Here is a 17903-nt window from a genome sequence, read left to right on the forward strand (position 1 = left end):
CCACTGACCGCGAGCGCCGACACAATGCGCGTCATAGACGCCGTTCACGGGTCGAGGAGGGAGATTCTGTGCTGATGCATGCGAAGACAAAGCGAGTGCTGACGGCTGTCATGGTGGCTTGCTGCGTCGCCATGGGGGCCAGCTGTGAAGGCGGCGGCAACAGTGGGGGAGAGGGACCTGGTAGTCCGCCTGGTGCGACACATCCGGTCGGGGAAGGCTCCGCATTCCCGAAGGCCAAGACGATCAACGACGTCGGAGCCTTCGTCCGTACCGCGTTCGGGCAGTGCGCCCACCCTGAGGAAGCGTCCGGCACCATCGCCAGCGTAGGACCGGTCCGCGCGTGTGACCTTCCCCACGGCACCATCACCTTCGGCCTCCTCCAAGACGTCCGGGCCCTCCAGGAGCAGTGCAAGCGCGGACCAACCAGCAACATCGACGACGACCCGACGCCAGAAGCATGCACCGTGCTGGTCGGAGACCGGATTGTGCTCATCCGCGCGCACAACGCCGACGAGCAGGCAGTGACGGCATCCGTCGCCAGCTACCCCTTCATGCAGGCAAACTGTGACGCGGATTTCACGGGCATGGGCGCCTCTGTTGAAGACGGTCCAGTCCCCGGATGCCGTATGACCGATCGAGATGCCGAACTCAACTTCTCTTCGGGCGACCAGGCCGGCTGATTCCTGCCCCGGCCTCAACGCCCTCCCGTGAGACACGCATCGGCGGCTGGGCCCTGATGACCCGCCAGACCCCGCCGCCTGGCCCGCCGGTGCCCGCCCCTGACCCCATGGATACGCTGCCGTCCGTACTGCCCCGCAACCCGGTCGACCGGTACCTGGCGGCAGGCATGCTGCTGGTCGCCGTCGCGCCCTTGGCCGTATTCCGCTACGCCGCCCACCTCGAAGTCCACCCCGCCGTCGTCGTGCTCGTCACCATGCCTCTGGTCTCCTGGATCACGGCAGTCTCCTGGCAGACGACCAAGCACTTGCTGGTCCGGCCCCTGCCCGAGCCGCACCGGCTGCTGGCCCAGGACGCGAAGGCCGGCCGGGTGGTCGCCGTCCGCTTCGAGTCCGCGGGCGCCGAGTGGCACCGGATCGTGCCCGAGAACAGCACTAAGCTCGTCGATCCGCCGCTGGAGCACGCCCAGCACCTGAAGGTCCGGGACGCCGACGGCAAGTGGTACGGCGTCCACGGGCTGCTCCGGGGCCTGATCGGCCCGGACCATGCCCGTAAGCAACTCGCCGTGTTCGGCCCCTGATTCGCGGGCGGCCACGTCTGGATACTCTGGCCGGAGCCGTGGGAGCCCGTCCTGGCGGTGGCCAGACGCCGCGGCCACCCGGCCTACCCGGTGGCCGTTATCGCCGACACCGGCGAAATGGTGTGGGGCTACGCGGCACTCGACTACACCGATCGCTACCTGACCAACCCAGCGAACCCGCGCGCCACCACCCCCGGCCTGCGGGCCCGGCCGATACGCCCCGCCCGTACTTCCGCGCGGCCGTGCACGGCCGGATGCTGCTGCGGCTCGCCGTCGCGGTGGCCGCGCTGACCCCCGTGCTGCTGGACGCCGTGTCGGGTGCCGTCAGCGCCTTGCTCGGCCTGCTCGCCGCAGCCGCGGTGATCGACGCGCCGTTCGCCGCCCTGCGGGGCAACACCAAGGTGCCGGACCTGTCGCGGTGGAGCGTTCCGCTGGTGGAGGACTTCCGTACCCGCGCCGCCCGGTAGGACGCCCCCGGCAAACGCGGACGCCCGTCCAGAACGAGGGCACAGCCTCGAGAGCCACTTGCCAGATCGTCCGCGAAGTCCTGCTCCGGTCCCGGCCTTGGGGACCTAGCCGTTGGCGCTAACGGCTACCTCGGCGGTCCCCAAGGCCGAAGCCGGGCGGCCTCGACTCCACGACCTGGATCGCGTTCGCGCTCGCTCCCCAGCTTCGTTGAGGAATGGAGCCAGTGAGGCGACGAGCGGCCCTGGCCGAATCCAGAGATCGCCCTCATCGACGGCGAAGTGGTGGTGTGGTCGGGGGACCGGCTGTCGTTCGAGGCGTTGCAGCGCCGCGCCTCCTCCGGCGGCCGCACCGTGGCGCAGCCGGCGGAGGCGTTGCCCGCGCACTGCATCGCCTCCGGCGAGGTGCGGGTGGCGATCCTGCGCCGCATTTCAACGCCGCCCTGCGCGACCTTTGAACTGGGCCAGCTGGTCGAGAAGCAGCGCGCCGACATCTACCATCTCAACCCCATGCTGGCGGTCTACCTCTACCCCGAGGACGCCGTCGCCGCTGTCAATGGCGTGTCGCGCGAGCAGCGCCTGAACTCCCCCGGCCTCATCGAGCCATACAAGACCGCCGTTGCCGTCTACCAGTACGAGCTCGCCGAGAGGCGCCGGTTCAAGGCCGACGCCAAGCGCCGCCAAGTCTTCAAAGCCGTCTCCTGACCGTAGACGAACATGGGCGAATTGGGCCTCAGCAGAGGCAGACGCCTTGGTGAGCGGCGTTCGTGGCCGGGTCATCGGACCAGAGCGGCTACCGCCGCCGACGCAGCCGTTACGGCGGACACCACACCGAGCGTGGCCCCGAACGCGGCGGCCGCGCGCGTCACCGCTGCCGGATACGACGCACCATCCCGCCGGGCCAGATACCCCGCCCCAGCCCCCATCAGGGCCGCCACCAGCACCACCAGGGCACAGCCCAGCACGAAAAGAACGACCTTGTCAGACACGGTCCACGACCCTTTCGATCAGCGCAGCGGGAGTCGCTGCCGAACCGAAGGTGCCGGACCGGGCGTTCGCCGACGTTCACCGTGAACGCTGACGAACACATCTGAACAGCAACAGCAAACGACGGGAGGACAGGGCCACACGGATGCGCAGCACGACCAGGCACAGAGCGGCTCGCGGGGTCTCGAACCCTTCCCGGGAGGACGCTGTGGCGCCATGCTTAATGCCGAGAATGCGCTGAGTTGGGCACGACCAGGCCGAGGGGGGCACGGTTGCGGGGGGAAACCAAGCCGGAGCAGGCGTTGGCTGAATTGCGGGAAAGGCTTCGCCGGAGGCAGACAAGCTTGGGATGGTCCGTAGAGCAGATCCGCATCCGGGCCGAACTGGGGCGGACTACGGTCAGCCAGGCCCTGAACGACGAGAATCCGGCTCCGAGTGGACGGACTGTAACAGCGTTGGCAAGAGCGCTGCGCATGGACGCGGATCCACTGCTGGACTTGCTCGATGTCGCCACATCATGCGGCGACGGTGCCTCGGGAATCGGTGACTCAGACCGCAGGACGCCTGCCGTGTGGAACCTGCCACGGCGTAATCCGTTCTTTACCGGTCGCGCTGAGATTCTCGATCAGATGCACCGTCTCCTATGCGGAACGGGCACAGATGTGCCATCTGGAGGGAGGACGCTTTCCCTTCAAGGTGTCGGTGGTATTGGGAAGACCCAGTTGGCCACGGAGTACGCCTATCGCCATGCGACCGGCTATGGGTTGGTCTGGTGGGTCCATGCGGAGAGCTCCACGTTGGCGGAGAGCTGTCTGGCTGAGCTCGCGGAGATTTTGGGACTTCCCGTCGGGGGGACCCAGTCCGTTCTGATCCGCCGGCTGTGGTCCGTGCTCTCCCAGCGAGACGACTGGCTGCTGGTTTATGACAACCTCGACAATCCGACGGGTGCTGACCAGGTGCCGCCGCTCGACTGCGGACGTGTGCTGATCACCTCGCGCAGCCCCGCAGTCGGCAGGCTCACGCCCGACATGATCCAAGTCTCTCCGTTCGACCGGGGGGAGTCGCTGGCACTGTTGCGACGCCGGTGCCCGGACCTGGCGCACGATGAGGCAGGGCAAGTCTGCGAGGCTATTGGGGACTTGCCGCTCGCAGTGGAGCAGGCTGGGTGTTTTCTGGCTGAGAGCGGCCTGGAGGTGGACGCTTATGTGGCTCTTCTCGGGGCCAGACCGGAGGAGGCCGGCCTGGCAGATCCGACGCTCGACTTGCATCCGGGTCTGGCGAATGTTGTTTCGTTAGGCCGTGAACGCCTCCGTACAGCGTGTCCTGAGGCCGGTCTCCTCCTGGATCAGATGGCGTTCTGTGCTCCCTTGCCGTTACCGGTGTCTCCGTCGGAGACGACCGCCTCCAGATCCGGTTACGTTCATCTGGGTGATGTCGCTACCACGGTCCGGATCATGCGGGCGCTGACCGGCCTGGGACTCGTCCAGCGATCTGGCGCTTACCTCCAGGTGCACCGGCTCGTCCAAGGGCTACTGCGCAGCCTTCACAGCGAGGAGGAGCAGGTGGTTGCACGAAACGAGGCACAAAAACTTCTGGCCACCGCAAGACCGGGCATTCCGGACGACCCAAGTGCATGGCCTGCGTACGCCGCCCTCACTCCCCACGCGCAAGCTGTGGCAGAGGCTGTGGACGGTGAAGAGCCGAGCGGCTCCCAGACGCCCGAGCCGGAGGAGTTTCGATCCCTGCTCCTGAACGTCTGCCGCTATCTCCATGTGACAGGCCAGTACATCAACGCCCGGACCCTGTCCGAGCGCGCGTATGCCCGTTGGACGCAGAGCTTGGGCAGCTTGCATCAGGACACGTTGCGTGCCGCCCACAACGTCGGGCGCGCGCTTCGCGCCCTGGGCGCCTATGAGGCGGCTCGAGAGCTGAACGAGAACACGCTGGAGGGGTTCCGGCGCGTGCTGGGGGAGGATCACGCCTACACGCTGGCGTCGGCCACCAGCCTTGCTTACATCGTGCAGCACATGGGTGACTACCAGGCAGCGCGGGAGCTCAACGAGACGACCCTGACCCGCTACCGCCGGGTGCTGGGCGAGGACCATGTGGCCACCCTCAACTCGGCCAGCAATCTGGCCTGGGTACGTCACGTTCTGGGTGACTTCGAGACGGCACGGGCCCTGGACGAGGACATCCTCGCGCGGCGGCGCCGCGTCCTCGGCGAAGAGCATCCCCAGACACTGCTCTCGGGCAGCAACCTGGGACGGGATCTGTTCGCCCTCGGTCACTTCGAGGCCGCCCGGGCCCTGGACGAGGACATCCTCGCGCGGCGGCGCCGGATCCTGGGCGAGGATCACGCTCACACGCTGGTCTCGGGCAGCAACCTGGGACGGGATCTGTTCGCCCTCGGTCACTTCGAGGCCGCCCGGGCCCTGGACAAGGACACTCTGGCCCGTCGGCGCCGGGTCCTCGGCGAAGACCATCCCCAGACACTGGCGTCTGCGGCCGACCTTGAGGCAAGTTCTGCAGCGGTCAGACGTCGAGAGTGACCAGGGCCTAGGTGCTGCCGCGATGCCAGCTGAGCGCATCCGGCAGCTCCCGGCGGAGCACGGGTGCCACGTCTGCGGCGAACAGTTCAAGGGACTCGCGGCGCTCGCTGGGCGGCAGACCGTCCACGGTCAGGCCGAGCAGTTGGTTGCCGTAGGCCTGGTGGGCCTGATGCACCTTCTCGATGATCTGCTGAGGGCTGCCGACGAGCAGTGGCCCGTGGCGGATCGCGTCGTCCAAGGTCTGAAACGGCGACTGGTTGCGCCGAGCGGCGGCCGTACCGGTCAAGGACGTGTAGATGGGGCGGTACTGCTCACGGGCCTGCTGGGACGTGCGTGCGACGTGGAATACGGCGCCAGCGCCCACGACGGCGTCCCCGGGTGCCCGGCCGTAGTGCTCCCAGCGTTCTCGGTAGTGATCCACCAGGACCCGGTACTTCTCCATGGGTTGCGAGCCGTTAGCCGTAAAGAGGGGGTCGCCGTAGCGGGCTGCCAGATCCGCGGAGCGAAAGCTCGTGGCGCTGCCGTGCCAGATACGGATGTGCTCCTGGAAGGGGCGCGGCGTCACCGTGGCCCCGTGCAGGGGTGTACGGAATCGCCCTGCCCAGTGGACTTCCTGTTCAGTCCACAGGCGGCGTAGAAGGGCATAATTCTCGGCTAGGCGGTCCCAGAGCTCGGCGTCGTAGATGCCGAAGAGGCTGAGGAGCCCTGGGTCGTTGCCTTTTCCGATCACCAGTTCCAGTCGACCGCCGGACAGGTTGTCGAGAGTGGCAAAGTCCTCCGCCGCCCGTACCGGGTCCATTGCGCTCAGTACCGTCACCGTCGTCATCAACCGGATTCCCGAGGTGCGTACGGCGACGGCTGCCAGCAACACGGCTGGGGATGCGGCAAGGAAGGGTCGTCCATGGCGCTCGCCGATGCCGTAGGCGTCGAATCCCAGACGTTCGACCTCCACCGCTAGGTCAACGAGATCTTCCAAGCCCGTACCCGAGGGCACAGTGACCCCATTTGCGGGGTGTGGGAGGTGGTAACCGATGGAAAAGACAACGAGCTTCACTGCGCCCCCCAACCATCCCTCGCCGCATGTTCGAACGCCGTGCCTGCAAGTTCTGCGGCTGCACACTCGACTTACTACTTTGCCTGGCAGCCGGCAGAAGTGGTGCCTTCTGTACCGATGACGCGATGCACATCTGGCGCCCACGCGAATGCCAGCATGCCGCCTGACTGGCACTGCCGCCAGGCTCAGGGATGAAATTCGGCCAGAGTAGAGCAAACCGTCCCATCACAGCACGGCCCGAGTTCGCATAAAGCCGACTGACAGTCGGGGATGGTTGCTGGTCAGACTGCGTAGGCAGCCCGAAGGAGGGCCGATACATTCTAAAAGAACGTTTTGTCCTGGTGGGGGTGTTTGGTAAGGGGGCTGTCTGACCTGCCGGGCAGGCTGTGTGACCGCTGGTGGGGCGGGCGGTTCAATGTGGAGATGAACGAATCTCTGTGGGGTCGGCTCTCGGCCGGGGACCAGCGGGAGTTGGACCAACTGGTCACTGCGGGTCGCCACATTCAGGCCATCGCGCTGATGCGTGAGCGCGCTGGTCTGCCGCGGCCAGATCTCCATGACTGCGTTGACCTCCTGGAGCAACGCGCCAATGTCCTGCGGGGCTAGGTGGGAGCAGGCGATGGCGCCGAGGCCGATCAGGTGTCGCGCCAGTTCGGAGTGGTTTCGCGGGTGAGGCGGCGGCTTATCAGGTCGACCATCGCCAGCTTGATCATGGCTTCGGAGCGGTGCGGATGGGTTTCGTAGTCGCGGGCGAGGCGGCGGTGGTGCATGAGCCAGCCGAAGGTGCGCTCGACGGCTGCGATCGTCCGGGGGCTTCGGTCTGAGGAGGCGGCGGCCGAAGCCGGGGTGTCGCCCGCGGTCGGGACACGGTGGTTTCGCCACGCTGGGGCGTGCGACCTAACCTTTCACCGGCAGTGTCGGGACGCTATCTGTCGTTCTCAGAGCGTGAGGACATCGCCGTGTGGCGCGCTCAGGATGTCGGAGTCCGTGAGATCGCGCGTCGGCTTGGCCGGTCGCCGTCGACGATCTCGCGGGAGCTTCGCCGGAACGCGTCAACGCGCACCTACCGCCTGGAGTATCGGGCGTCCACCGCGCAGTGGCATGCGGGGCGGCGGGCTCGGCGGCCGAAGAAGGCGAAGCTGGCCGTGAACCCATCGGCTGCGGAGTACGTGCAGGACAGGCTCGCCGGGGTGATCCGAGCTCCGGACGGGAAGTTGGTGGCGGGGCCGGTGACGCCGGAGTGGAAGGGCCGCAACAAGCCCCGGCGGCAGGACCGGCGGTGGGCGACGCCGTGGAGTCCGCAGCAGATCGAGAACCGGTTGCCGCTTGACTTCCCCGATGATGAGTCCATGAGGGTCTCGCACGAGGCGATCTACCAGGCGCTCTACGTCCAGGGCCGCGGCGCGCTCAAGCGTGAGCTGGTCGCCTGCCTGCGGACCGGCCGTGCGCTGCGCGTCCCGCGTGCCCGAACACGGCAGCGTCCCGGCGGCCATGTCACGCCCGAGGTGATGATCAGCGAACGACCGGCTGAGGCCGAGGACCGCGCGGTCCCTGGGCATTTCAATCGGCACGCTCGTCGAGCGCACGACCCGGCTCACGATGCTGCTGCACCTGCCCCGCATGGCCGACTACGGCGTCGCACCGCGGGTGAAGAACGGCCCGCTGGCCGGCCGCGGACGCCGAGGCCGTGAAAGACGTGATCGGGGCCACGATCACCGCACTGCCCGAATACCTACGCCGCTCTGGATCACACGGCTTGGGGTCTACCGCCTTACCGGAAACGTACGCAGGGCGACGGCGCATGCCAGCCGGTGAACGATGTCGGAAAGCCGTGTGCGGGAGAACTGCATGCACGGTTTGAAGCGGCGGGGACTGGAAACGGAGCGTGAGCCACCGCGCCAGTCCCCGACCCTACTAGCCGAAGGTGCCGTCCGTGGTGAGGGCGGTGGGGAGCGGCCAACGAGGTGGGTTGGGTGTGTAGGGCCGTGTCGGGCGAGGGGCGGTCTCCGTGCGGGTTGAGCAAGGCATGTGCCCCCGCGGCGCGGGCGCGGGTGGCACATCCGTGTCAGTGCTGTTTCGTGCCAGCGGGAGACCGGGGCCCGGGACGGTATCCCGTGCCAGACTGAAGGCGAAGGTGCGGTCAGGACGAGAGCAGGCCGTCCTCGGTCGCGCGCTGCCCCAGTTGGAATCTGCTTTGGGCACCCAGCCGGGCGGAGATTTCAGTGATCATGCGGCGTTCGGTGCGGAGGGATATGCCGAGTTTGCGAGCTGCGCCTTCGTCAGTAAACCCTTGGGAAAGAAGTCGCAGCAATTCCCGCTCCTGCGGTGTTATGTGCCCGGCGGTGCGAGACTTGGCCTCAGTGAGGGGGACTGCCGCTTCCCATACTAGGTCGAAGAAGGCTCAGAGCGCTGAGACGACTCCCGCTTCCTCGACGAGGATCGCGCCCTGCGAACTATCCTCCGGCTTGATGGGAACCAAAGCGCATTGGCGGTCGAATATTTGGAGGCGCAGAGGGAGGATGGGAGCCGTGCGGGTTTCTCCGCCTTTTTCTGATAGCCAATGGGCGTGCTCCAGACTTCCTGGATCGTTGCGCAAGCTGTCGAGGTATATCGTCTTCATGGCGATGCCGCGCGCAAGGAGCGATGCTGCGAGCGGTCGACTGGCCGCTCGGTTCTCAGCGGTTTGCGGACCACCGGGCGCGAATGCGAGGGTTTCGCGTTCTGTCGCTGCGACTAGCTCGTCCATCCGTATCCGGACTGCTTCGACGCTGGTGAGCAACTCGAACGCCCTTCCCCGGCCGTAGGGGTACTCCGATGCGTAGTCACTCGCCAGGCGGGCGGCCGCAGCGCGGATCTCTTCAATCTCTTGTTGTCTGCGCACGAGATCGGCTTGCCGCTCCGCGAGGATCACATGGAGGGCGACCTCGGGGTTCACGGGCAGCAGTAGGTCGGGGTCCTGCCAGGAGCGCCTGATCAGGGTCAGGTCGGCAAGGGCGTCGAGCGACTCGCGGACCTCGGCCTCATGGAGGTTGAGGGTGCTGATGATTTCCGCGATCGTGATCCCCGGTTGCCGGATCAGTGCCCGATAGACCGATTCCGCCGTCCCGCCCAGACCTAGTGAATCGAGCATCCTGCCCCCCCAGAACACGTCCCCGACATTACAAGCTGTACCCGCCATGGATTATCAAGGCAGGCCACGCGCCCCGCAAGATGCATTTGTCCACTACACCCTTTTTGGCAATTAAGGTGCCCTATGTACATGCTTCATGTTGTAGCGAGCTGCACCGGGGGGCAGGCGATTGCCGACCCAGATGTGCTGGTGGCGGCATTCCGACAGGCCGACGAGGAGCGGGGCAGGCTGGAGCATGTCCGCGTTCATGTGTCCCGGGCGGGTGCGAGCGGTGTGCTCTTCCTTGGTGGAATGGTGCCCGATGTCGCGCTGGAGTATGGCCGGGAGCTGTTCGAGAAAGCCGTGATGTGCCAACCCGAGCTGGCTGGCTGGTCTTTGTCTCATTGCGCCCTCTTGTCAGTCGCGTGACGGTGAAATGGGCCCGGGCATGGATGTGCCATGGACCGTTTGTGCCATAGGGAATCTCTGGTGCACGCCTGATGGTCCGGAAAGAATCGGACCATCAGCCTCCGGACGGCCCTAGAAAGTAGGGGTACTTGTGTGTATCAAGGATGGTCTGCGTTTCTTTGCGGCAGTGGTTCTCGGCTCGGTTGTATTCCTGTCTGGTGCCGCACAGGGCGCCGGCCCGGTGGACCACCGGGCAGACGGACCGGTCTTGGTGGACCCGATGGGGGACGTCGGCTGGCAGTAGGTCCCTGACCGCAGCCGCCCCGGCTGCAGCGCTGGACCGGCTTCCGGCGCGTGCGAAGGCAAGGTCTTCGCGGTCGTAGACTAAAGGCCGCTCGGCCGTCCTGGACTCGCTTGGCCGCCTGTCCAGGACGGCCGAGTTCATTTGTTGTCCCTTGGCCCACGCGGATCGCCGCGGCGCCGTAAGCATGGAATGGAGCATCCGAGGATGGCTCGACATCTGATCACCAGCGCTCTTCCCTACATCAACGGGATCAAGCACCTGGGCAACATGGTCGGGTCGATGCTTCCGGCGGATGTGTACTCCCGGTACCTCCGCCAGCGCGGCCACGACGTCCTGTACATCTGCGCCACCGATGAGCACGGCACCCCGGCCGAGCTCGCCGCCAAAGCGGCGGGCCTGTCCGTCGCCGAGTTCTGTGCGCAGGCGCATGACGCCCAGAAGGCCGTGTACGACGGCTTCGAGCTGTCCTTTGACTACTTCGGCCGCAGTTCTTCCGCCCAGAACGTCGAGATCACCCAGCACTTCGCGCGCAGGCTGCAGGCGAACGGGTTCATCGAGGAGCGGGCCATCCGCCAGGTGTTCTCGCCCGCGGACGACCGCTTCCTGCCGGACCGCTACGTCGAAGGGACCTGCCCGCACTGCGCCTACGACAAGGCCCGCGGCGACCAGTGCGAGAACTGCACCCGGGTGCTCGACCCCACGGACCTGATCGCGCCCCGCTCGGCCATCAGCGGCTCCACGGAGCTCGAGGTCCGTGAGACCAAGCACCTCTTCCTGCTGCAGTCCAAGCTCCAGGACGAGGTCGAGGCATGGGTCACCAAGCACGAGGAAGCGTGGCCGCACCTCGCCTCCTCGATCGCCCGCAAGTGGCTGACCGAGGGCCTGCACGACCGCGCCATCACCCGTGACCTCGACTGGGGTGTGCCGGTTCCGGCGGACACCTGGCCCGAGCTGGCCGCCGAGGGCAAGGTCTTCTACGTCTGGTTCGACGCCCCGGTCGAGTACATCGCCGCGACAAAGGAGTGGTCCGACGCCGATCCGGAGAACCGGGACTGGAAGTCGTGGTGGTACGACGTCCAGGACGTCCGGTACACGGAGTTCATGGCCAAGGACAACGTCCCCTTCCACACCGTGATGTTCCCGGCCACCGAGCTCGGCGTACGTGAGCCGTGGAAGATGGTCGACTGCGTCAAAGCCTTCAACTGGCTGACGTACTACGGCGGCAAGTTTTCCACCTCCCAGCAGCGTGGAGTCTTCACCGACGCCGCCCTGGAGCTGCTGCCGGCCGACTACTGGCGCTACTTCCTGATCGCCAACGCCCCGGAGTCCGACGACTCGTCGTTCACCTGGGAGCATTTCGCCGCCACGGTCAACAAGGACCTTGCCGACACCCTCGGCAACTTCGTCAACCGCGTGCTGTCCTTCTCGCGCAAGCGCTTCGGCGACGAGGTCCCGGTGGGCAGTGCGGCCGGCGAGGCCGAGGCGAAGCTGGGCGAGGAGATCGCGCGGCTGCTGGGCGAGTACGAGGAGCAGCTGGAGACCCTGCAGTTCCGCAAGGCCGCGCAGGCGCTGCGCGCCCTGTGGTCCGCGGGCAACTCCTACCTGGAGGAGAAGGCCCCCTGGCTGGAGATCAAGACCGACCCCGAGGGCGCGGCGCTGACACTGCGGACAGCCATGAACCTGATCCACCTCTACGCGGTGGTGTCCGAGCCGTTGATCCCGGCCTCCGCCAGGGCCATGCGCACGGCCTTCGCACTAGCCGACGCCACCGCGGCCTGGGTATCCCGCGAGCAGGCCGCGTCCCTGGACGCCGTCCCCGCCGGCACGCCGTTCACGGTGCCGCCCGTCCTCTTCGCCAAGATCACAGAAGAGGACCTGGACTCGTATCGCGAGCGATTCGGCGCCGACGGCTGACATCACACCGCACACACGCGCCAGAGGGCCCGGAACCGTTACGGTTCCGGGCCCCTCCGCGTTTCCGCTGGGTTCTTCCGAAGCGGGGCTGGCATGACTGTGCCATGGTGAATTCATGCCACACGTAAGGTATTTGATGCACCCTCTCGTCGTGCCAGAATGAATCTCGGAAAGGGCGCTACAAGGCCCCTTCCGGAGAAAGTAAAAATAACCATTCATGGAGGAAAAATGCCCGAGATCGACGAGCTCGACATCCAGATCAACCGTGGCGCTGTCGGTTCCGCGATGATGCAGATGAAGTCCGCCGTCAGCACCGAGCTGGACGACGACGCCTTCACCTCTTTCGAGGACAACCGCTAAAGCGGGACACACTCGGCGTGCGGTGAAGAACTCCTGTTCTTCACCGCACGCCAGTCCGGTCTACATCACCGTTCGTATCGCGCTGGATTGAGACGCCACCCTGTGCGCCCGGGCCGCGACGACGACATGGAGGTCATCTTGCTCGCACAACCCAATGCCTCGGAAGCAGCCGCACTGCGCGAAAAGCTCGGGCAGGCCATCACGGCTGACTGGCACAAGGTCCTCAACGCCGCGCAGACCGCCCAGTTGGTGACCGAGGACAGCGCAGTCCTGCTGCGTGACGCGCTCGATGCCACCGCCGGCGCCCCCCGGCGCAGTGAGTTCTACGCCGCGTACTTCAGCGCTCTGGACGCGTTCGCCGCCAAGGACCGCAAGGCCGCCACACGCGCGGTGCTGGGCCTTGGCAACGTCTTCGTCGAAGACGCCGCCCGCGGTCTGGTGCGTACCCCGCTGCCGGTCGCCCAGGCAACCGGCGACGGCGCGGTACCCCTGCCGGCGGGATCGGTCGGCTCGCACTGGACGCCGTCCCGGAACACGGCCGTCATCGGCCCGGACCTGGCGCCCGACGAGCGGGACGCGATTCTCGGAGCCATCTCCGAGACGTGGATCACCAAGGACCCGAAGCGCATCCGCCTGCGCACCGAGACCGACGCCATCCGGGCGGAGGTCGCCAAGTACAGCGACCAGACGAGGGAAATATCGCGGCTCGACCCCAAGCTCAGCGTGGTCGCAGGCGCCCAGGACGCTTTCACGCAGTCTCTGGTGCGCAACTACGAAGCCGGTCTGAGCCTGATCGAGGAGGTCCTGCCGGAGCAGGCGGCTGAGATCACGGCGCTGACCGAATACGTGGTGGCCCTCAAGGGCCAGCACTTCGTCGGCGGGTCCGACATCGTGCTCTTCGGCGCCTCCTTCCTGCGCCTGGACACCAGCTGGAGTCCACTGTGCTTCGCCGACCACCTGACCCACGAGGCGACGCACCAGCTGCTGCACGCCAAGCAGGAAGTCCACCCGTTGCTACTCAACCGTGACGCGACCGGCGTGAGCTCGCCGATCCGCACCGACCCGCGGCCGCTCTACGGCACCTACCACGCCACATTCGTCTTCCTGCGCCTGGCCAGGCTGATGGCGGCTGTACTTCGGTCTTCCGCAACGCAGTGGCATCAGGAGGCACAGGTCCGCTTCCACCGGCATCTGCTCGGTCTGCTCCAGGGCCTTGCGATCATCGAGGAGCACGGTCAGTACTCCCCGGAGGGCCGGCAGGAACTCGACGCCTGGATCGAGACCGGACGAGAGCTGGTTGCCCTTGAAGGCATGCCCGACCCGCAGCTGTACAACCGGCTCGACTGGGACTACGACCGGCCCGACGGCAGCCTCCCGCTGTTTGCGGTATGAGCCTCGATGACGGCCAAGTGGCAGCGGCGACCTCGGTATTCCATTTCTGTGCCAAGAGCGACGTCTATTTCGCGGATGCGGAAATAGTTGTCACCACTGCACGGCGGCGAGTCTCATTGCGCGGCACGAGCCTTGGCTTCGGACGAAAACTCAGCGAACTCAAGTGCCGGTCCGAACTGATGGAGCGCTGGGCACATCTCGAGTGGGAGATGAACGGGTCTCCGCAGCTTTCCGGGCGCGGAATGGAGACCGGACACGAATATGCGGGTCTGGGTCAGCCGGGAATCAACGCCTCCGGTGAACATTCCGACGGCAGCGGATACTGCGCCGGACCGGCAGAACGAGCGGACGAAATCCTCGGGCACGGCCTGATGGAAGTCATCGAACGCGACAGCATGGTCCGCGTCTTCGACCGGCATGACCTTCCGCTCCACGACGCCACCGCCGGCATCCCCAAGCCACTCCACTGCCTGCTGCGGGGACAGAAGGCCACCGCCCAGGCGTGGATCGTCCACCGTGCTTCCCGTCACCGACCTGTCCCTCGTGGTCCTGGTCGGTGCCACCGGATCCGGCAAGTCCACCTTCGCCCACCGGCACTTCAAGCCCACCGAGGTCATCTCCTCCGACTTCTGCCGGGGCCTCGTCGCAGACGACGAGAACGACCAGAGCGCGAGCCGTGACGCCTTCGACGTCCTGCACTACATCGCGGGCAAGCGGCTGGAGGCCGGCCGCCTGACCGTCGTCGACGCGACCAATGTGCAGCCGGAGAGCAGGAAGCAGCTCGTCCAGCTGGCCAGGAAGTACGACGTACTGCCGATCGCGATCGTCCTCGACCTGCCGGAGGAGGTGTGCGCCGAGCGCAATTCCGTACGCCCCGACCGGGCCGGGATGCCCCGCCACGTCATTCAGCGGCACCGGCGCGAGCTGCGCCGTTCGCTGCGGAGCCTGGAGCGCGAGGGCTTCCGCAAGGTGCACGTCCTGCGCAGCGTGGAGGAGGTCGACGCGGCGGAAGTGGTGCTGGAGCGCCGTTACAACGACCTCAGCCACCTCACCGGCCCCTTCGACATCATCGGCGACATCCACGGCTGCCGCTCCGAGCTGGAGACCCTGCTCTCCAAGCTCGGTTACGTCGACGGATCGCACCCCGACGGGCGTACGGCCGTCTTCGTCGGCGACCTCGTGGACCGTGGTCCCGACAGCCCCGGCGTTCTGCGCCGCGTGATGGGAATGGTCGCCTCCGGCGACGCGCTGTGTGTCCCCGGGAACCACGAGAACAAGCTGGGCCGTTACCTCAAGGGCAGGAATGTCCAGCACACGCACGGACTCGCCGAGACCGTCGAGCAGCTGGAGAAGGAGGACGACACCTTCAAGGAGCAGGTGCGGAAGTTCATCGACGGGCTCGTCAGCCACTACGTCCTCGACGGCGGCAACCTCGTCGTGTGCCACGCGGGTCTGCCGGAGAAGTACCACGGCCGCACCTCGGGCCGGGTGCGTTCGCACGCGCTCTACGGCGACACGACCGGCGAGACCGACGAGTTCGGCCTGCCCGTGCGCTACCCGTGGGCCGAGGACTACCGCGGCCGCGCCGCCGTCGTCTACGGCCACACGCCTGTCCCGAACACCTCGTGGATCAACAACACCATCTGCCTGGACACCGGCGCGGTCTTCGGCGGCAAGATGACCGCTCTGCGCTGGCCGGAGCGCGAGCTCGTCGACGTACCGGCCGAGCAGGTCTGGTACGAGCCGGCCAAGCCGCTCACCCCCGAGGCCCCGGGCGGTGCTGCATTGAATGGGTCAGAGGGCGGCCGTCCGCTGGACCTCGCCGACGTGCACGGTCGCCGGGTCGTCGAGACGCGGCACATGGGACGGGTCGCCGTACGCGAGGAGAACGCGGCCGCGGCGCTCGAAGTCATGAGCCGGTTCGCCGTCGACCCGCGCTTGCTCGCCTACCTGCCGCCGACGATGTCCCCGACCGGTACGTCACACGTTGCGGGCTACTTGGAGCACCCCGCCGAGGCCTTCGCGACGTACAAGGCGGACGGAGTCGGGCGGGTCGTGTGCGAGGAGAAGCACATGGGCTCGCGGGCGGTGCTGCTGGTCTGCCGGGACGCGGACGTGGCGCGCGAGCGGTTCGGCGTGGACGGTCCGACCGGTGTCATCCACACCCGCACCGGCCGTCCGTTCTTCGATGACGAGACGGTCACCGAGCTGATCGTCAGCCGACTGCGTACCGCCGTGACGGAGGCCGGGCTCTGGGACGAACTCCAGACCGACTGGCTGCTGCTCGACGCCGAGCTGATGCCCTGGTCGCTCAAGGCCTCGGGGCTGCTGCGCAACCAGTACGCCGCGGTGGGCGCCGCAGCGCGTGCCGTCTTCCCCGGCGCCGTGGCGGCGCTGGAAGGGGCCGCGGCCCGCGGCGTCGAGGTGCAGGGGCTGCTGGCGACGCAGCGCGAACGCGCCGCCGACGCGGCCGCGTTCACCGACGCGTACCGGCGCTACTGCTGGCCGACGGAGGGGCTGGAGGGGGTGCGGCTCGCACCGTTCCAGCTGCTCGCCGTACAGGGGCGTTCGCTCGCGGGCGTACCGCACGACGAGCAGCTGGCCTGGCTCGACCGGCTGGTCGAACACGACCCAACCGCGCTGCTCCAGACCACCCGCAGGCTGATCGTCGACACCGGCGACCCGGCGTCCGTTCAGTCCGGCGTCGACTGGTGGCTGGAGATGACCAGCCGGGGCGGCGAGGGCATGGTCGTCAAGCCGGTCGAGGCGCTGGTACGGGACGGCAAGAACCGGCTCGTGCAGCCGGGGATCAAGGTGCGCGGCCGCGAGTACCTGCGGATCATCTACGGTCCCGAGTACACGCGCCCCGAGCAGCTCGAAAAGCTGCGCAACCGCTTCCTCGGCCACAAGCGTTCGCTCGCCCTGCGCGAGTACGCGCTGGGTCTGGAGGCACTGGACCGGCTGGCCGAGGGCGAGCCGCTGTGGCGAATCCACGAGGCCGTGTTCGCGGTCCTGGCACTGGAGTCGGAGCCGGTCGACCCACGGCTGTGACGGCCCGTTCGACGACTGCGAGCGCTGCACGCTGCATTTCGTGGCGGCGACCGGCGGCCAGGAACAGGGCGACATCTTCCCGCACGGTGTCCGGCCGCGCCGGGTGCTGGCGCCACCGCTGTCTGTCTTCGCCATGTGCGGCCTGCTGCCGGGGCCCGAACTGAGAGGGGTGGGGGCCTGAGGGTCCGGCACGAGGAACTGGTGGACCAGGTCGTCCTGCGCCGGGACGCCGACAACCTCTCGGGCACCACCGGCTTCGGATCGGTCGCCTGGTCGATCCGGCCGGACGAGGCGGACGGCTTCTTCCGCAGGTTCGGCCCGCTGCTGCGGGCCACGGGCGGGGCTGCCAGGCCGGGCCTCGTGCGGCTGGAGCACCGGGGGAGAACGGTGCTGCTACGCCGCGTCCCGTGGCGCGACCCCGGTGGCAGGGCGAGCACCGTATGCCATGCGCTGATGGGGAGCTCGGACATCCTGGACGCGGAGACCTGCCTGGGGCTGCACGCGTGGTCGTGGTCCCAGGACGGCCCGCCGATGGAGGAGGCGCGCGGCCGGCTCGACCAGGTGCGGGCGTCCACGCTGATCGCTTCCGCCCTCGACGGGCAGCCTGCCCTGACGGCCGGTCTGCCCGCGGCGGAACTCCTCCTCCACCCCGAGCGCCGCATGTCACTGCTGGAGCCCGAAGGAGGAGCGGGGGCGTACTGTTCCGGCCCCAAGGCCCCGCTGAGAGCCCTGCGGCGTACCGAGCGACGAGATCCGCTGCGCGAATGCCGCCTCGCTCTACCGGTGGGCCGTCCGCCCCTACGCGAGCGATCCGCAGGTCAGCAGCCGACTCGAAACGCGGCTGCCGAAGCTGAGCACGGGACCGGATCCCGTATTCAGGGAGACGGTCCGCCAGATTCTGGAAGCGGAGCCGCCGGGCCTGCCGGAGGACGTCTGGCGCGCGCTGTGGAGAGCGTCGTACGAGCGACGGCAGCCCCAGCCCCAGCCCCAGGAAGACCCCGAACCAGACCCCGTATCCGTACGGCCATGCTCGCCCCAGCCCCAGCCCCAGCC

Annotated in this window: 16 protein-coding genes and 3 pseudogenes; 13 read left to right on the plus strand and 6 right to left on the minus strand. The window is 67.5% G+C overall.

What is annotated here, in order from left to right; genetic code table 11:
• Window positions 1-68 precede the first annotated feature (68 nt).
• The 4 genes from J7E89_RS05350 to J7E89_RS05365 all read left to right on the plus strand — a co-directional run bounded on the left by J7E89_RS05350 (window position 69) and on the right by J7E89_RS05365 (window position 2427).
• Window positions 69-680, plus strand: a complete 612-nt coding sequence (locus J7E89_RS05350; protein ID WP_214968939.1) for a hypothetical protein — start codon at window positions 69-71, stop codon at window positions 678-680.
• A gap of 107 nt (window positions 681-787) precedes the next feature.
• Complete coding sequence (locus tag J7E89_RS05355; RefSeq protein WP_214968941.1) at window positions 788-1258, plus strand: hypothetical protein; 471 nt, start codon at window positions 788-790, stop codon at window positions 1256-1258.
• Window positions 1259-1500: 242 nt separating this feature from the next.
• Window positions 1501-1725 carry a hypothetical protein gene (locus J7E89_RS05360; RefSeq protein ID WP_214968943.1) on the plus strand — a complete coding sequence of 75 codons (225 nt, stop codon included), beginning with the start codon at window positions 1501-1503 and terminating at the stop codon, window positions 1723-1725.
• 279 nt (window positions 1726-2004) lie between these two features.
• Window positions 2005-2427 (plus strand): hypothetical protein, encoded by a 423-nt coding sequence (locus tag J7E89_RS05365; RefSeq protein WP_214968973.1) that lies wholly within the window; start codon window positions 2005-2007, stop codon window positions 2425-2427.
• A 71-nt stretch (window positions 2428-2498) separates the two neighbouring features.
• On the opposite strand, the gene J7E89_RS05370 is transcribed toward J7E89_RS05365, so the two are convergent.
• Window positions 2499-2711, minus strand: coding sequence for a hypothetical protein (locus J7E89_RS05370; RefSeq protein ID WP_214968946.1), 213 nt, complete (start codon window positions 2709-2711; stop codon window positions 2499-2501).
• A gap of 309 nt (window positions 2712-3020) precedes the next feature.
• Between J7E89_RS05370 and fxsT the strand changes: the two genes are divergently transcribed.
• Window positions 3021-5258: an FxSxx-COOH system tetratricopeptide repeat protein gene (gene fxsT, locus J7E89_RS05375; protein ID WP_374196787.1), complete on the plus strand. Its 2238-nt coding sequence runs from the start codon at window positions 3021-3023 to the stop codon at window positions 5256-5258.
• A gap of 7 nt (window positions 5259-5265) precedes the next feature.
• Here fxsT and J7E89_RS05380 read toward each other — a convergent pair whose 3' ends face one another.
• Entirely contained in the window at window positions 5266-6312 is a 1047-nt protein-coding gene (locus J7E89_RS05380; RefSeq protein WP_214968949.1) for an LLM class flavin-dependent oxidoreductase, read from the minus strand.
• 635 nt (window positions 6313-6947) lie between these two features.
• A pseudogene (locus tag J7E89_RS05385) lies at window positions 6948-7106 on the minus strand (IS5/IS1182 family transposase); the annotation flags it as partial.
• Between J7E89_RS05385 and J7E89_RS40595 the strand changes: the two are divergent.
• Window positions 7081-8056, plus strand: a pseudogene (locus J7E89_RS40595) (transposase); the annotation flags it as partial. The pseudogenes J7E89_RS05385 and J7E89_RS40595 sit on opposite strands and share 26 nt — an antisense overlap.
• Window positions 8057-8452: 396 nt before the next feature.
• Here the strand turns inward: J7E89_RS40595 and J7E89_RS41740 are convergent.
• Complete coding sequence (locus tag J7E89_RS41740) at window positions 8453-8644, minus strand: helix-turn-helix transcriptional regulator (protein WP_308315343.1); 192 nt, start codon at window positions 8642-8644, stop codon at window positions 8453-8455.
• Between the two features lie 69 nt (window positions 8645-8713).
• Window positions 8714-9442, minus strand: coding sequence for a TrmB family transcriptional regulator (locus J7E89_RS05405; protein ID WP_214968953.1), 729 nt, complete (start codon window positions 9440-9442; stop codon window positions 8714-8716).
• Window positions 9443-9571: 129 nt separating this feature from the next.
• On the opposite strand from J7E89_RS05405, the gene J7E89_RS05410 reads away from it, so the two are divergent.
• The 4 genes from J7E89_RS05410 (at window position 9572) to J7E89_RS05420 (ending at window position 13799) form a co-directional block, all read left to right on the plus strand.
• On the plus strand, window positions 9572-9850 hold the full coding sequence (locus J7E89_RS05410; RefSeq protein ID WP_214968955.1) for a hypothetical protein: 279 nt from the start codon (window positions 9572-9574) through the stop codon (window positions 9848-9850).
• 487 nt (window positions 9851-10337) lie between these two features.
• Entirely contained in the window at window positions 10338-12047 is a 1710-nt protein-coding gene (metG, locus tag J7E89_RS05415) for a methionine--tRNA ligase (RefSeq protein WP_214968957.1), read from the plus strand.
• A gap of 228 nt (window positions 12048-12275) precedes the next feature.
• The gene (locus tag J7E89_RS41745; RefSeq protein WP_285439203.1) at window positions 12276-12407 is read left to right on the plus strand and encodes a hypothetical protein; all 132 of its coding nucleotides are present in this window, start codon (window positions 12276-12278) and stop codon (window positions 12405-12407) included.
• Window positions 12408-12545: 138 nt separating this feature from the next.
• Window positions 12546-13799, plus strand: coding sequence for an HEXXH motif-containing putative peptide modification protein (locus J7E89_RS05420; protein WP_214968959.1), 1254 nt, complete (start codon window positions 12546-12548; stop codon window positions 13797-13799).
• 113 nt (window positions 13800-13912) lie between these two features.
• Here the strand turns inward: J7E89_RS05420 and J7E89_RS05425 are convergent, their stop codons facing one another.
• The gene (locus J7E89_RS05425; protein WP_214968975.1) at window positions 13913-14329 is read right to left on the minus strand and encodes a hypothetical protein; all 417 of its coding nucleotides are present in this window, start codon (window positions 14327-14329) and stop codon (window positions 13913-13915) included.
• Between J7E89_RS05425 and J7E89_RS05430 the strand changes: the two genes are divergently transcribed.
• The 3 genes and pseudogenes from J7E89_RS05430 to J7E89_RS05440 all read left to right on the plus strand — a co-directional run.
• The gene (locus J7E89_RS05430) at window positions 14217-16850 is read left to right on the plus strand and encodes a polynucleotide kinase-phosphatase (RefSeq protein ID WP_214968962.1); all 2634 of its coding nucleotides are present in this window, start codon (window positions 14217-14219) and stop codon (window positions 16848-16850) included. The genes J7E89_RS05425 and J7E89_RS05430 overlap by 113 nt on opposite strands.
• 40 nt (window positions 16851-16890) lie before the next feature.
• Window positions 16891-17031 carry a hypothetical protein gene (locus J7E89_RS05435; protein ID WP_214968964.1) on the plus strand — a complete coding sequence of 47 codons (141 nt, stop codon included), beginning with the start codon at window positions 16891-16893 and terminating at the stop codon, window positions 17029-17031.
• Between the two features lie 20 nt (window positions 17032-17051).
• Window positions 17052-17903: pseudogene (locus J7E89_RS05440) on the plus strand (hypothetical protein); the annotation flags it as partial.

Origin of the sequence: Streptomyces sp. ISL-100, assembly GCF_018614615.1 — a bacterium.
In the GTDB taxonomy this organism is placed as follows: Bacteria; Actinomycetota; Actinomycetes; order Streptomycetales; family Streptomycetaceae; genus Streptomyces.

Coding starts and splice junctions, on each gene's coding strand:
- J7E89_RS41745 (WP_285439203.1), top strand. CDS start 12,276: ATGCCCGAGATCGACGAGCTCGACATCCAGATCAACCGTGGCGCTGTC.
- J7E89_RS05430 (WP_214968962.1), top strand. CDS start 14,217: ATGACCTTCCGCTCCACGACGCCACCGCCGGCATCCCCAAGCCACTCC.
- J7E89_RS05405 (WP_214968953.1), bottom strand. CDS start 9,442: ATGCTCGATTCACTAGGTCTGGGCGGGACGGCGGAATCGGTCTATCGG.
- J7E89_RS05355 (WP_214968941.1), top strand. CDS start 788: ATGGATACGCTGCCGTCCGTACTGCCCCGCAACCCGGTCGACCGGTAC.
- metG (WP_214968957.1), top strand. CDS start 10,338: ATGGCTCGACATCTGATCACCAGCGCTCTTCCCTACATCAACGGGATC.
- J7E89_RS05410 (WP_214968955.1), top strand. CDS start 9,572: ATGCTTCATGTTGTAGCGAGCTGCACCGGGGGGCAGGCGATTGCCGAC.